We start from the raw sequence: 16,006 nt of genomic DNA, 5'->3' as shown, positions 1-16,006 counted from the left end.
TCAAATATTCACATAAAATTAACTCTTTTACTAAAAAACTATTAAGTTTAAAAAAGCAAAAAACTAAACAACATTTTTTCGTTGTGCTTTCCACCATCTTTCTGGCATTTCTTGATTACAAGCTGCCAAATATTCCTCATAGGAACACGGTAATAACGTGCTTTTCTTTAATTTATTGTTAGAACTTACAACAAATGGTATCTCGATCCACCATCTATCCGTTTTATCACTTTTATAAAAAACCAAATCCTCTTCTTCAAGCGGCACATTATATTTTAAATATTTTTCTCTGCTTCCAAAAGGATATTCATGAGATCTATAATGATACCCCTCTATAAAATACCAACAAATTTGTGCAATAAGCACTGCTTCTTGCTTTGAATTATTATGATTAAAAACACCAAATGAAGTCACCTTATCACTTATACCTGCATACCTAGACAAAGAGCATATTTCTTTACCATTAAAACCATTAGGATTAAAATCAATAAAATTTCCTGAATCCGAAGATTTTACTGCTTTTAAATCTATGCTTACTAAATCAGCATCTCTAAAAACTGGCTCAGCAATCGTAATATTATTAGAAACTTCTCCTAATCGATAAGCATCAAAAAACAATTTCTCTATTAAGTCAATTTCCTCTTGAGAATTATAGTAAGTTTGGTAGCCAATATTACAAAAATTAAACAAATTATTAGGCTCGTCTATAATTATTTTTGTTAAAAAAGAATCACAACTTATTGCTGCATTTTCTTTACCAAAATCAAACTTACTATCAATAGAAACTAAATTTACCATTTGCTCCAAATCATCATATGCTCTATAAATAGAATACGTAATATCCTGAGAGCCACCTATAATTATTGGAATTATTTTCTTTTTTATTAAACTAGCTGCAATCTTTTTAACAGCAAAATAAGTATCCTCTTTTGAATTACCCGCAAGTACATCTCCTAAATCGGCAATGCTTGCTTTCCAATTCCCTGGAAACATACTATACAACTCTTTACGAACAGCATTTAAATCAACATCCGTAGTTACATTTTGGTCTCCTCTATTATCCTTGACACCTATTATTGCAATATTAATTGTATCTAAATTTGGAGCAGAATCATTAGTATGTAAGACTATTTTACTTCCCAAATGCTGAGTAGACAATCCTTGTATAAACTTTAGAAGCTCATTATCTAATGGTACTAAAAAATCAAACTCCATTTTTATACTATTTCTTTACTTTCTTAATTCAAATATTACCTTAAAATAAAACTTAGAATAATTAAATCTAAGTTTTTACTTCTTTTTGGTCACTGCTTTTTTAGCAGCTGGCTTCTTAGTTGCAGTACTCTTTTTGGCTGCTACTTTTTTAGCTGGAGTTTTCTTGGCAATCATCTCTTGAACTTCAACTAATGTCAATTTGGTTGCATCAACATCCTTGCTTAATTCAATTTTTATTTTGCCTTTGGTTATTACAGAACGACCCCAACGCGCTTTTTCTACCAATATACCTTCGTCTTCCCAGTTATGAAGTACTTTATCAATATTCTTTTGTAATTTATCTTCAATTAAAGCTTCAATATCTGACTGAGAAAGATTATCAAAATTATACTTCTTACTTACATTTATAAAAATTCCATTCCATTTGATAAAAGGACCAAAACGACCAGTTCCTTTTTGAACACCTTCACCTTTATAAACAGCTATAGGCGCATCAGCAATAGCTTTTTCATCAATTAATTCCTGAGCTCGCGCCATAGACACATCCAAAGGATCTTCTCCTCTTGGCAAAGAAATAAAAATACTTCCATGTCTTACATAAGGACCATAACGACCATTACTTACTTCTACTTCTTCATCTTTATAAAGACCTAAATTTTTTGGAAGCAAAAATAAATTCAACGCTTCTTCTAAAGTAATAGTTCCAATATTTTGATCCTGTCTAAGACTAGCAAATTTTTTCTCTTCATCTTCAGCATCTCCAATTTGTGCCATTGGTCCAAATTTACCCAAACGAACCGAAACTGGTTTCCCTGATTCTGGATCAACCCCTAGTATACGCTCTCCACTTTCTCTATCGGCATTAGCTTCAACATCTTTCACTGTTGGGTGAAATTGATCGTAGAACTCCTGCATCATCTTTGTCCATTCGATGTTTCCTTCGGCGATTTCATCAAAATCATGCTCTACTTTGGCAGTGAAATTATAATCTAAAATGTTTCCGAAATTCTTAACTAAGAAATCAGTAACAATTGTACCAATATCAGTAGGAACTAATTTCCCTTTATCAGAACCTGTATTTTCTTTGAGTAACTTCTCCACTAACTTACCTGACTCTAAACTCAATTGCGTATAATTACGCTCCTGACCTTCCAAGTTTCCTTTTTCAACATAATTTCTGTTGATAATAGTAGAAATAGTTGGTGCATAAGTAGAAGGACGTCCAATACCAAGTTCTTCTAATTTTTTCACTAATGAAGCTTCTGTGTAACGTGCTGCAGCTCTAGAATATCTTTCAGTTGCTGTAATATAATTATTTTGAAGTTTTTCATTAACCTTTAAAGCAGGCAATAATCCTTCTTGTTCTTCTTCTTCATCATCATGTCCTTCAAGATACACTTTCAAGAACCCTTCGAAAAGTAAAACCTCACCCGAAGCCGTAAAAACTTCACTGTGATTATTCGCTTCAATTTTAACGTTAGTTCTTTCCAGTTTTGCATCACTCATTTGAGAAGCCAGAGTTCTTTTCCAAATCAAATCATACAAACGAGCTTGATCTCTATCAATATCTACAGTATGACGTGACATATCAGTTGGACGAATAGCTTCGTGCGCTTCTTGTGCTCCTTTGCTTTTGTTAACGAAAGTACGTGGAAATGAAAATTCTTTTCCATAAGACTTGATAATTTCAGCCTGAGCAGCATCCATCGCCTCTTTAGACAAGTTTACACTATCCGTTCTCATGTAAGTAATAAGTCCAGCTTCATATAAACGCTGAGCTAATTGCATAGTGATTCCAACAGGCAAGTATAGTTTTCTAGCTGCTTCCTGTTGCAAAGTTGACGTTGTAAAAGGAGCCGTTGGTGATTTTTTGGTAGGTTTAGTTTCTAAATCTGCTACCTTATATATTGAACCGATATTTTGTTTTAAGAAATCTTCGGCTTCTTTTTTAGTGTTAAAATTCTTTGGAAGCTTTGCTTTGAAAGACTTACCTGCCTCATTTGTAAATTCAGCCACAACAGAATATGTTGCTACAGCAGTAAAATTTTGAATTTCACGTTCTCTCTCAACTATCAATCGAACAGAAACAGATTGTACACGACCGGCAGACAAACCACCTTTGACTTTTCTCCAAAGTACAGGAGACAATTCATACCCAACCAAACGGTCTAAAACTCTTCGAGCCTGTTGTGCATTAACTAAATTATAATCAATTTCACGAGGCTTATCAATCGCTTTAAGGATTGCAGTCTTCGTAATTTCGTGAAAAACAATACGCTTAGTTTTTTCTTTTTTAAGTTTCAATTCTTCCGCCAAGTGCCAAGAAATAGCCTCTCCCTCGCGGTCCTCATCACTCGCTAACCATACCATATCGGCATTTTTAGCTAAAGTTTTTAATTTGGACACCAATGCTTTCTTATCTGAAGAAACTTCGTATTTTGGTTTAAATCCATTTTCGACATCAACACCAATTTCTTTAGAAGGTAAATCGGCGATATGTCCATAACTTGACTCAACCTGATAATCACTTCCTAGAAATTTTTCGATTGTTTTTGCCTTTGCAGGGGACTCAACTATCACTAAATTCTTTGCCATCTTGCTTTTGTTTGAATCGCAAAAGTAATTTTTTTTTTTAAATATCAGCCGTTCATTGATTTTAAAAACACTTAAAATCTCATAGAAAGCAATTCTTGACACACAAAACAGTATTTTTTTTAAAATTTTAGAAATCAACTTCAACAGCAATGGCAATTTCAAAAATCAATTTTAATATTGATGACAATAAATTTTTAATGACAATAATTAACAAACTATTCGCCTTTTTAATTTACAACTTCAACTTATTAATTGATAGTCTTTTTGAAATTGCCATTGTTTTTTATACCTATATATAATACCAAAATCCATAATTAGTTTTTCCAAAAGCAAAACCATTTAATTAATTTATTAAATTTACTACAACCAACCCCCAATCAAAACCTGAATGAATAGAACGGAACAACTAAATAAGCTGAAAGAAGAACAAGTTTGGGACATCATCATCATTGGCGGAGGTGCAAATGGACTGGGAACTGCTGTTGATTCTGCAAGTCGAGGTTTCAAAACAGTCCTTTTGGAGGCAGTAGATTTTGCAAAAGGAACATCAAGTAGAAGCACCAAATTAATTCACGGTGGAGTTCGGTATTTGGAACAAGGAAATTTAGCATTGGTTATCGAAGCTTTAAAAGAAAGAGGCTTGATGATGAAAAACGCCAAACATCTTTCAAAAAACGAATCGTTCATTATTCCAAATTACAACTGGTGGGGAGGAATATTTTACACTTTAGGATTAAAATTCTACGACCATTTAGCAGGTAAATTAAGCCTTGGAAGCTCAAAATATTTATCCAAAGAAAAAACGATAGAACAATTACCCTCAATAGAACAAAAAGGATTACGCAGCGGTGTACTCTACCATGACGGACAATTTGACGACTCTCGATTAGCTATTAATTTGGCACAAACTGCCGTAGAAAAAGGAGCTTATGTACTCAATCATTTTAAAGTCACACAACTATTAAAAAACAACAAAAATCAAATTATCGGAATCGTAGCCACCGATCAAGAAACTCAAAAAGAATATACCCTAAAAGGCAAAGCAGTAATTAACGCAACAGGAGTTTTTACTAATGCAATTATGAAAATGAATGACACTGTTTATAAAAAATACATTGTTCCCAGTCAAGGGATTCATTTGGTATTTGACAAGTCATTTTTATCTGGTGAACATGCATTAATGATTCCGAAGACGAGTGATGGAAGAGTACTTTTTGCAGTTCCCTGGCATGATAAAATTGTAGTTGGTACTACTGATACCTTAGTTAAAAAATCAGATATTGAACCAATAGCTTTGGAAGAAGAAATTGAATTTGTACTCGAAACAGCACAAAGATATTTAGCAAAAAAACCAACGCGAGCAGATGTTCTTTCGGTTTTTGCAGGATTGAGACCATTAGTAGCTCCAGAAAAAAATGGACAAAGCACCAAAGAAGTTTCGAGAAGTCACAAAATAATAGTTTCAGAAACTGGATTAATCACTATCACTGGCGGAAAATGGACAACGTATCGAAAAATCGCCGAAGATATTGTAGATAAAGCCATCGCAGTGCACAAATTACCAAAACGCAAATGCAAAACCAAACATTTGTCCATTCATGGAAATAAAAAAAATAGTGTTACTGATTTTGAAAACCATTTGTTTGTTTACGGAACGGATGCGGCAGCTATCCTCCAATTACAGGAAAACGAACCTGAATTAAAAGAAAAACTACATCCAAATTACGACTATACTTTAGCCGAAGTAGTCTGGGCTATTCGGCAAGAAATGGCTACAACTGTCGAAGATATTTTGGCGAGACGAGTTCGGTTGTTGTTTTTGGATGCCCGAGCTGCAATTGCTTGTGCCGAGAAAGTGGCTGATTTATTAGCCAGAGAATTAGGCCGTGACGAAAATTGGATTCAAAATCAATTGGTCGAATTTAAAACTGTTGCTAATGGGTTTTTATTGAAGGAGTTTCGGGTTTTATAAAACAGCAACACCAATTCTTTAAATAGAAATTTATTATGAAACCGAAAGTCCTAGCCCCGATTGAAGTGTAAAGCCCAGAGCAAAAAAAGTAAAAGTTTCCTGTTCTAGAAAAGCGACCAGCGGAAGCTCTTTCTGGAACTTTGGAAACTTTACTTTTTTTGTGAGGACTTGTAACGGAAAGCGGGAATTAGTTCCAAATGATTTAAGAATGAAGATTAACGATTTTTGATTTTTGGATATAATAATTAGCGAGAATACTCAAATAAATCACTTTTTAATTTAGTCTTCCAAAATCTTAAATCTACAATCGCTAATCTTCAATCTAAAATCCTTTAATTTTTGTTAATTCTTCGGCTGACATCTTGTCATATTTACTGTAATTGCCTTATCTTTGCACTTTGAAAATACCCAATGGAAAAGATAATTGAAGAAAGCAAACAAGGAAATAGCCTTGTTCTAGAACATAAACCAGAGAATACCAAAAAACTTTTTATAGAGAGCTACGGCTGTGCGATGAATTTTTCGGACAGCGAAATTGTAGCTTCGATATTGTCTGATGGCGGTTACAATACCACTTCAGTTCTGGAAGAAGCAGATTTAGTTTTAGTAAATACTTGTTCCATTCGGGACAAAGCAGAGCAAACAATTCGCAAACGTCTGGAAAAATATAATGCAGTGAAACGTACCAATCCGAAGATGAAAGTTGGAGTTTTGGGATGTATGGCGGAACGTTTAAAAGAAAAATTTCTTGACGAAGAGAAAATTGTAGACCTTGTTGTTGGTCCTGATGCTTATAAAGATTTGCCTAATTTATTGAGTGAGGTTGAAGAAGGCCGTGATGCAATCAATGTTATTTTGTCCAAAGAAGAAACGTATGGTGATATTTCGCCAGTTCGATTGATGAGCAACGGAATTACAGCATTGGTTTCCATCACCAGAGGTTGCGATAATATGTGTACGTTTTGCGTGGTGCCTTTTACCCGCGGACGTGAACGCAGTCGCGAACCACAAAGTATCATGAATGAAATTCAAGATTTGTGGAGCAAAGGTTTTAAGGAAATTACGCTTTTGGGTCAGAATGTTGACAGTTATTTATGGTATGGCGGCGGATTGAAAAAAGATTTTGTTAATGCAACCGATATGCAAAAAGCAACAGCGGTGGATTTTGATCAATTACTGGAAATGGTTGCGGTTGGTTTCCCAAAAATGCGTATTCGTTTTTCAACTTCGAATCCGCAGGATATGCACGAAAGTATTTTGCATGTTATTGCCAAATATCCGAACATTTGCAAACACATACACTTACCCGTTCAATCTGGCAGCAATCGCATTTTAAAAGAAATGAATCGTTTGCACAGCAGAGAAGAATACATGGCTTTGATTGATAAAATTCGTTCTATTATTCCTGACGGAGCGATTTCACAAGATATGATTTCGGGATTTCCGACAGAAACAGAGGAAGATCATCAAGACACATTGAGTTTGATGGAATATGTGAAATATAATTTTGGTTATATGTACAGTTATTCTGAACGTCCGGGAACTTTGGCTGGAAGAAAAATGGAAGATGATGTCTCTGAAGAAACCAAAGCACGAAGACTGCAGGAAATTGTGGATTTACAACAAAAACATGCTTGGTTACGTTCTGAGGAATTTATTGGAAAAACAGTTGAAGTTTTGGTAGAGAAAGTTTCGAAAAAATCAAAGGAAGAATTTTCTGGAAGAAATTCACAAAGTATTACAGTAGTTTTTCCAAAAGAGAATTATAAGATTGGGGATTTTGTAAATGTAAAAATTACTTCTTGCACCTCGGGAACTTTAAAAGGAGAAGCGGTAGGATTGAGTGACATGAATTAGAAATAAATAACCGCAGATTCGCAGATTTTTATTTTATATCTGTGGTAAAAACATAAAAATGAAACAAAAAATAGTTTACGCAATAATCGCATTTTTAGTCGCTTTTGGAACAACATTCTATGTGATTAGAACTTATTTTCCAAAACACAAAGCTGAAACTGCCATCCAAAAAGATACGCTTACAAAGCCATAACAATAGAAAACGAATCGAGCAGTTATTCAAACAAATACTAATTTGTATAATTCGAGACAAAAAACGCTAAATGGATACAGTACAATCAATAAAACAACGTTTTGAGATTATTGGGAATGACCCTAAACTTAATCGTGCGATAGAAAAAGCCATTCAGGTTGCTCCTACTGATATTTCGGTTTTGGTAGCTGGAGAAAGTGGTGTAGGAAAAGAAAGTATTCCAAAAATCATCCATTCTCTATCACACCGAAAACACGGAAAATACATTGCTGTAAACTGTGGAGCTATTCCAGAAGGAACTATTGACAGTGAACTTTTTGGCCATGAAAAAGGAGCTTTTACAGGTGCAACCAGCACTCGTGAAGGTTATTTTGAAGTAGCCAATGGCGGAACCATTTTCCTTGACGAAGTTGGAGAATTACCTCTTACTACTCAAGTACGTTTATTGCGTGTTTTAGAAAATGGAGAATTCATAAAAGTAGGTTCTTCACAAGTTCAAAAAACTAATGTCCGAATTGTAGCCGCTACCAATGTTAATTTATTCAAAGCTATCGAAAAAGGGAAATTCCGTGAGGATTTATACTATCGCTTGAGTACAGTAGATATTGTTTTACCTCCGTTACGAGAACGCAAAGAAGATATTCATTTATTGTTTAGAAAATTTGTTTCCGATTTTGCTGCTAAATATAAAATGCCTCCATTAAAACTTGATGAAAGTGCTATTTTGCTTTTGCAAAAATTTCGCTGGAGCGGTAACATCCGTCAATTGCGAAATGTTGCTGAACAAATATCTGTATTAGAAACCAATAGAGATATTACTGCCACTACTCTAAAATCATATTTACCATCTGAAGACAATAACACTTTGCCTTCGGTGATAAAAGATAAAAAGAACGACAGTGACTTTAATACTGAAAGAGAAATTTTATACAAAGTTCTTTTTGACATGAAAAGCGATTTACATGATTTGAAAAAATTAACTTTGGAATTAATGCAAAACGGCAATTCTAATGTTCAAGAAACCAATAAATCATTAATCAAAAAAATATACGGCTCTAAAGAAGAAGATAGTGAAATAGATTTTGAAGAAGAACCGAGAACTCAGTTTTTACCGAACTCAAACAGAGAAGAAGAATACGAAGAGCAAGACTCTAATAATTATCTTCTAGCTGAAACTATTGAAGAGGAAGAAATATTAAGGCTGGAACAAAAAGAAATCGAAATGATTAAAAAATCATTAGAGAAAAACAAAGGAAAACGAAAAGCAGCAGCTGATGAATTAGGAATTTCGGAACGTACTTTATATCGAAAAATCAAGCAATTTGATTTGTAAAAAGAACTAGAAAATTAAAAAAAGGTTACTTTTGAAAAATGGTTTGTATTTTAAAAAATTCTTCAAAAGCAGTATTTCACAATTAAAACATGAAAAAAACACACATATTATTACTCCTTGTTATCTTGACTATTACAAGCAGCTGTTCTGTATACAACTTTACAGGAACAGGTAAAATTGACGCCAAGACATACCAAGTAAACTTTTTTCAAAATAACTCAGATTTGATTGAACCGGGGATTGATAGAACTTTCACACTAACTTTACAAGACTTAATTCAGAATCAAACGAATTTACACTTGGTGAAAAATAGTGGTGATTTAACGTATGAAGGTGAAATTATAGATTACCGAATCAGTCCAATGACAGCAACCGCTGATCAAAAAGCTGCTCAAAACCGATTAAAAATAAAAGTAAATGTTAGATTTACTAATAAAAATAAAGAAGCAGACGATTTCGAAAAAACTTTCGAATTTTATTACGATTTCCCAGCAGCACAACAATTGACAGGAGCTACAAAAGACGCTGCTATCAAAGAAATCTTTGAAAGAATTACACAAGATATTTTCAACGAATCATTAGCAAAATGGTAACGTTTTTAATTTAAAACATTACAAAACATAGTAAAATACGAATACTTAGAAAATGAACATTAGTAGTTATAATTATTTATTGAATCAACCCGAAGACATCAACGATATCCAAACGGTGGCTTTAGAAAAAGTATTGGATGAATTTCCATATTTTCAAAGTGCCAGAGCGTTACGTTTGAAAGGACTTTACAATCAAAATAGCTACAAATATAATTTTGCTTTAAAAATAACTGCTGCACATACTACAGATCGAAGCGTTCTATTTGATTTTATTACTTCAGAATCATTCATAGCAATTCAAAGAAAAACGTACGATAAAAAAATAGAAGAGTTACTCAATATAACTGTTATTGACAGCCAGATTATCAAAAAGGAAGAAATTCCAACAGCCAAAAAAACTCCTTTGGAAAATTCTATTCTCACCTCTATAAAAGAAGCCAATATTAATAACGCACCAAACAAATCACTCTTTATTGATCAGGTAGAAATAGATAAAAATGTAGAACAATCTATACTTGATTCTATTAAAGAGTCAGTACCTGAGAAAACTGCAGATGAAATAACGGAAGTAAAAGAAATAACAGAAGCAGAAAAAAAATTAGAGATTGGAAAACCAATAGATTTTTCAAGATCAGAAACACATTCATTCCATCAATGGCTTCAAATTTCTAGGATGCAACCCATAATACGCGAAAATCCACAGATAGAAGACAAAAGTATGCCCATAGAACCCGAACAGCAACCCGAGCCAATCATTGACGAGGACAAAAAGAAAAAAGCAGAATTAATAGATAAGTTCATAGAAACCAGTCCAAAGATTTCGCCAATTAAGCCCGGAGCCGTTTTTACTCCAGTACTCGATATCAATAAAGAGGACAATTCTTATTTAATGACCGAAACTTTAGCCAAAGTTTATTTGGAACAAAAAAAATATCTAAAAGCGATACAAGCTTATGATATATTAATTTTGAAATATCCAGAAAAAAGTAGTTTCTTTGCAGACCGTATAAAAGATATTAGGATAATACAACAAAATAACAATTAACAATAAATAGTATGTTTTCAATTTTTTTAGTTTTAATTACAATAGTATGTTTTCTATTGATCGTAGTAATAATGGTTCAAAACCCTAAAGGCGGTGGGCTTTCTTCTACAATAAGTGGTTCTCAAATGTTGGGTGGTGTACAAAAAACTACTGACTTTTTAGACAAAAGTACTTGGACATTAGCAACTATATTAATTGCTTTAATCTTACTTTCAGGTTTAAGTTTTACAGGAACTTTGAGTGATTCTGATTCAAAAATCATCGACAATACTGAAACTTCAGCTCCAAAAACTAATGCTCCAGTTCAAAATGCACCTGCAGAAAACACACCTGCACCTGCAACTCCAGCAAAATAATTTATTTACATAAATATATAGAATGCCAGCCTGTCAAAGCTGGCATTTCTTTTAAGAAAAAATGTCAGTTTTTAACCCTTGGCATAATTTCTGAAATCCGATTCGCATCAATTAATAACAACAAAATATCATATTATTATGGCTTTAAATATTAAACCACTTTCAGACCGAGTCCTTATCGAACCAGTTGCTGCCGAAACTAAAACGGCTTCAGGAATTTTCATTCCAGATACAGCCAAAGAAAAACCACAAAAAGGAACAGTAGTTGCCGTAGGAAATGGCAAAAAAGACGAGCCTTTAACTGTGAAAGTTGGCGATACTGTACTTTACGGAAAATACGCTGGAACTGAATTAAAATTAGAAGGAAAAGATTATTTGATTATGCGTGAAGAGGACATTTTAGCAATCATTTAAATTTTGTTTCAAGTTTCAGGTTTCAAGTTTTGGATCCTGTAACTAAACTTTAAACAAAATAAACTTTAAACATTAAACAAAAAATTAAAATGGCAAAAGATATAAAATTTGATATTGAAGCACGTGACGGTTTAAAACGTGGTGTTGACGCATTAGCAAATGCAGTAAAAGTAACTCTTGGACCAAAAGGTCGTAACGTAATTATTGGAAAATCTTTTGGCGGACCAACAGTTACTAAAGATGGAGTTTCGGTTGCAAAAGAAATCGAATTAAAAGACCCATTGGAGAACATGGGGGCTCAAATGGTAAAAGAAGTAGCTTCAAAAACTAATGATTTAGCAGGAGATGGAACTACAACTGCAACCGTTTTAGCGCAAGCTATCGTAAAAGAAGGATTGAAAAACGTTGCTGCTGGTGCAAACCCAATGGATTTGAAACGTGGAATTGATAAAGCAGTTGAAGCTATTGTTGCTGATCTTGCAAAGCAAGCTAAAGTAGTAGGAAGTGACTCAGATAAAATAAAACAAATTGCTTCTATTTCAGCTAACAATGACGAAGTAATTGGTGAATTAATCGCTAATGCTTTCGCAAAAGTTGGAAAAGAAGGTGTAATTACTGTAGAAGAAGCTAAAGGAACTGATACTTACGTAGATGTTGTAGAAGGAATGCAATTTGACAGAGGATATCTTTCTCCTTATTTTGTGACCAATCCAGAAAAAATGGAAGCAGAATTAGACAGTCCTTACATCCTTTTGTATGACAAAAAAGTTTCTTCTTTAAAAGAATTATTACCTGTTCTTGAGCCAGTTGCTCAATCAGGAAAACCATTATTGATTATTGCTGAAGATGTTGATGGAGAAGCTTTATCTACATTGGTAGTAAACAAATTACGTGGTGCCTTAAAAATTGCAGCTGTAAAAGCTCCAGGTTTTGGTGACAGAAGAAAAGCAATGTTAGAAGACATCGCAATCTTAACTGGTGGAACTGTAATATCTGAAGAAAGAGGATATACTTTAGAGAACACAACTATCGAAATGTTGGGTTCTGCAAAAAGAGTAAACATAGACAAAGACAATACAACTATTGTTAGTGGTGCTGGTGAAGCTGACATGATCAAAAATCGTGTTAACCAAATCAAAGGTCAAATGGAAGCTACAACTTCTGATTATGACAAAGAAAAATTACAGGAGCGTTTGGCTAAATTAGCTGGTGGTGTTGCTGTTCTTTATGTTGGTGCTGCTTCTGAAGTAGAAATGAAAGAGAAAAAAGACAGAGTTGACGATGCACTTCATGCAACTCGTGCAGCTGTTGAAGAAGGAATTGTTGCTGGTGGAGGTGTTGCTTTATTAAGAGCAAAACAATCACTTGATGCTTTGAAAGCAGACAATGCTGATGAAGCTACAGGAATTAAAATTATTTCTCGTGCTATAGAAGCTCCATTAAGAACAATTGTTGAAAACGCAGGTCTTGAAGGTTCTGTTGTTGTAGCAAAAGTATCTGAAGGAAAAGGTGACTATGGTTACAATGCTAAAACAGATGAGTATGTTGATATGTTAAAAGCAGGTATTATCGATCCTAAAAAAGTAACTCGTGTAGCTTTAGAAAACGCTGCTTCAGTTTCTGGAATGATATTAACTACTGAATGTGCTTTGATCGATATTAAAGAAGAAAATGCAGGTGGAGGCCACATGGGTGGAGGTATGCCAGGCATGATGTAATAGCATTTCAAATTATATTTCAAAATCCGTTTCGATTCTATATCGGGACGGATTTTTTTTGCTTCGAATCCAGATCAACTTAAATCCATAAATTATCTTATATAAACATAAAACCTTTATTAACTACTGACTTACCAAAGGTTCTCGCATTAAATTTTAAGCAACACTTCCCAAAAGATTATGAATATTTTAACTCACTCAGATTACTTTTGCAATTAAATTTGGAAGCAGAATTTAACTACAAGTTATATTATCTTAACCTTTTTATTTACATGAAATCAATCTTCAAGATTTGCAGTTTACTTTTTTTCATTCACAGCTCTGCTCAAACAATCAGTAATCAAGAAAAAATCAAAAACTATATTGAGACTTTTTTTCAGCACGACAGAGAAATAATCCATGTTCAATTCAACAAGAATATTTATACAAACAACGAAAACCTTGCATTCAAAGGATATGTATGGAGTAAAAACAATAATGCCCCACATGCCAATACGACCAATGTAGAATTAACTGTATATAATGAGCAGCTGGAAATAGTGCAAAAACAATTGCTTTTTGCAAACAAAGGTACTTTCTCAGGAGGCATTCATTTGAATAACAAATTCAAATCAGGCAAATACACATTCCATTTTTACACCAATTACATGAATAATTTCAAGGAAGATGACTCCTTTACTCAAATAATTGAAATCATTAACAAAGATGAACCCTATAATTTAAAGTCTAACGAACCCAATTACAAATCAGCCGAAATAACTTTGTTTCCTGAAAGCGGTTCAATTATAAATGACATCAACAATACAATTGGTGTAAGAATAAAAGATTGTAACAAAAGAGGAATAGAAATAGCAGACGGAATTATTCTAGATTCTCACTCGAATGACGTTGCTCACTTTCGCACCAATAAAATGGGTAATGGCGCTTTTTATTTAATTCCTAAAATAAACGAAACCTATACCTTAAAAATAAATTCAGACAAATTAACAATTTCACAGCTCTTACCTAAAGTTAAAGAAACAGGAATTGCAATAACTTACAACAATAACCTCGGACAAAACAGACTACTCATTAACATTAAAACCAATGAGGACGGAATTAAAGCATATCAAAACAAAAAATTCACTTTAGTTATTCAACAAGATGGAAAATCAATTGAAAAAGAGATCACTTTCAATAATAAAGAAACTACGCAGGCATTAATTATTGACAAAGAAAAACTATCAGCCGGAGTCAATAGCATTCGGTTAATTGATGAAGATTTAAACGAAATCACAGAGAGATTAGTCTACATCTACCCTACAACTTCTGCTATTACAACATTCGACATAAAATCAACCGCCAACGATAGCATCGCCTTATCTGCAAAAACAGATATAAACCAAGCTAATTTAAGTATTAGCATTCTTCCAGAAAATAACATTTGCCTATCTCAAAAAAGATCTATTAAAGGCACTTTTTACCTTAATGCTTATTTAGAAAATCCTGAAACTGACGACTACGCCTATTATGATCTTGACAATAAGTATAGAAAACAAGACATGGACTTATTAATGTTAAACCAAAACAAAAGCAAGTTTCTTTGGGAAAACATAAAATCTAATCCTCCAAAAATGAATTACATTTTTGATAAAGGAGTAACAATAAGCGGTAGAGTAGACAAAGTAATCGCTCCAGATTCAAACTACAAAATCTCACTTGTCTCTCTAAAAGACAAAGTATTTGATGAAACACCGATAGATAAAAGTGGTAATTTTAAATTTGAAAATTTTTACGCTAAAGACTCAACCGTTTTTGTTCTACAAATGGTAAATGAAAAAGGTTTAGCAACAACAACCAAAATAACCGCTCGAGTTCGTCCGAACCAAAACATGTTCCCATTACCCTTGCAATTTAACACAACCATTTGTCCAATAGAAAAAACAGCAGAAAACAATTTTACATTTGCCAATCTAAAATTGGACAACAAGTCAATCAACTTAAAAGAAGTAATCATCAAAACCAATCCAAATGCAAATTTAAAACACAAAGCAGACATGAGTGGTTTTGCTTCGGCATATAAAATTCAACCTGGAGATTTTGGAAAAGTATTAGACTTTATTGGAAGAAAAGGCTATCGAACTGGTATTGATCCAACAACTAATGATGTATTTATCAGAAATGGACGAGATGCATACTTAGGTGATTCTTCAACAATGCCATCAGTGTATCTCGACAATGTGTTGGTCTATGACTTAAACTTTTTATTTAATCTTTTCTTAAACGATGTCGATGAAATCTATATTGATTCATCTGGATCTTCGGACATTACGAGTGTCGGAAATGGAACTATCAAAATCTTCCTAAAAGCGCTAAATAGCAACAATAAATACATAAACCCCAAATGCACTCCTATAATTGCAATCAATGGCTTTGCACAAGACATACAATTTGAAAACACACAATTTGCCACCGATAAAGAGTTCGATTATTTTGGAACTTTAAATTGGCTGCCAAATATTGTCAGTAAAGACAATTCAAATTACAAAATTGAATTCCCTAAAGGCAATCAAAAAGCATATCAGATTTCATTGGAAGGATTTTCGGCAGAAGGCCAATTAATATCTGAAATTAAAACGATTCCTATTCCAAGTTCCAACAATTTAGGAGCCGAAAATTCAAAACCGACAGAATAAAATCATAGATTTAAGATATCATTAAATAAAAAATCAAAGT

At 33.3% G+C, this 16,006-nt stretch carries 12 protein-coding genes; 10 read left to right on the top strand and 2 right to left on the bottom strand.

Annotation, left to right across the window (positions count from 1 at the left end):
• Positions 1 to 63: 63 nt before the first annotated feature.
• Both ACUN3A_RS12505 and topA read right to left on the bottom strand, forming a co-directional pair.
• Complete coding sequence (locus ACUN3A_RS12505) at positions 64 to 1,215, bottom strand: formimidoylglutamase (protein WP_445551618.1); 1,152 nt, start codon at positions 1,213 to 1,215, stop codon at positions 64 to 66.
• 75 nt (positions 1,216 to 1,290) lie between these two features.
• Positions 1,291 to 3,810, bottom strand: coding sequence for a type I DNA topoisomerase (gene topA / locus ACUN3A_RS12500; RefSeq protein WP_445551617.1), 2,520 nt, complete (start codon positions 3,808 to 3,810; stop codon positions 1,291 to 1,293).
• Positions 3,811 to 4,198: 388 nt separating this feature from the next.
• Between topA and ACUN3A_RS12495 the strand changes: the two genes are divergently transcribed.
• The 10 genes from ACUN3A_RS12495 to ACUN3A_RS12450 all read left to right on the top strand — a co-directional run bounded on the left by ACUN3A_RS12495 (position 4,199) and on the right by ACUN3A_RS12450 (position 15,966).
• Complete coding sequence (locus ACUN3A_RS12495) at positions 4,199 to 5,782, top strand: glycerol-3-phosphate dehydrogenase/oxidase (protein ID WP_445551616.1); 1,584 nt, start codon at positions 4,199 to 4,201, stop codon at positions 5,780 to 5,782.
• A gap of 411 nt (positions 5,783 to 6,193) precedes the next feature.
• A complete protein-coding gene (gene miaB / locus ACUN3A_RS12490; RefSeq protein ID WP_445551615.1) occupies positions 6,194 to 7,639 on the top strand; it encodes a tRNA (N6-isopentenyl adenosine(37)-C2)-methylthiotransferase MiaB in 1,446 nt (481 codons plus the stop codon).
• 58 nt (positions 7,640 to 7,697) lie between these two features.
• Positions 7,698 to 7,832 (top strand): hypothetical protein, encoded by a 135-nt coding sequence (locus tag ACUN3A_RS12485; protein ID WP_445551614.1) that lies wholly within the window; start codon positions 7,698 to 7,700, stop codon positions 7,830 to 7,832.
• A gap of 70 nt (positions 7,833 to 7,902) precedes the next feature.
• Entirely contained in the window at positions 7,903 to 9,165 is a 1,263-nt protein-coding gene (locus ACUN3A_RS12480; RefSeq protein WP_445551613.1) for a sigma-54 interaction domain-containing protein, read from the top strand.
• A gap of 89 nt (positions 9,166 to 9,254) precedes the next feature.
• The gene (locus tag ACUN3A_RS12475) at positions 9,255 to 9,758 is read left to right on the top strand and encodes an LptE family protein (RefSeq protein ID WP_445551612.1); all 504 of its coding nucleotides are present in this window, start codon (positions 9,255 to 9,257) and stop codon (positions 9,756 to 9,758) included.
• A 52-nt stretch (positions 9,759 to 9,810) separates the two neighbouring features.
• Positions 9,811 to 10,803, top strand: coding sequence for a tetratricopeptide repeat protein (locus ACUN3A_RS12470; protein WP_445551611.1), 993 nt, complete (start codon positions 9,811 to 9,813; stop codon positions 10,801 to 10,803).
• 11 nt (positions 10,804 to 10,814) lie between these two features.
• Entirely contained in the window at positions 10,815 to 11,159 is a 345-nt protein-coding gene (secG, locus tag ACUN3A_RS12465; protein WP_445551610.1) for a preprotein translocase subunit SecG, read from the top strand.
• A gap of 138 nt (positions 11,160 to 11,297) precedes the next feature.
• On the top strand, positions 11,298 to 11,573 hold the full coding sequence (locus tag ACUN3A_RS12460; RefSeq protein WP_445551609.1) for a co-chaperone GroES: 276 nt from the start codon (positions 11,298 to 11,300) through the stop codon (positions 11,571 to 11,573).
• A gap of 89 nt (positions 11,574 to 11,662) precedes the next feature.
• Entirely contained in the window at positions 11,663 to 13,291 is a 1,629-nt protein-coding gene (gene groL / locus ACUN3A_RS12455) for a chaperonin GroEL (protein ID WP_445551608.1), read from the top strand.
• Positions 13,292 to 13,563: 272 nt separating this feature from the next.
• Positions 13,564 to 15,966 carry a hypothetical protein gene (locus ACUN3A_RS12450; RefSeq protein WP_445551607.1) on the top strand — a complete coding sequence of 801 codons (2,403 nt, stop codon included), beginning with the start codon at positions 13,564 to 13,566 and terminating at the stop codon, positions 15,964 to 15,966.
• Positions 15,967 to 16,006 lie beyond the last annotated feature (40 nt).

The organism is Flavobacterium sp. WC2509 (assembly GCF_052683105.1).
The sequence above is the reverse complement of the archived record's forward strand: the minus strand, read 5'-3'. Positions and strand labels throughout refer to the sequence as shown.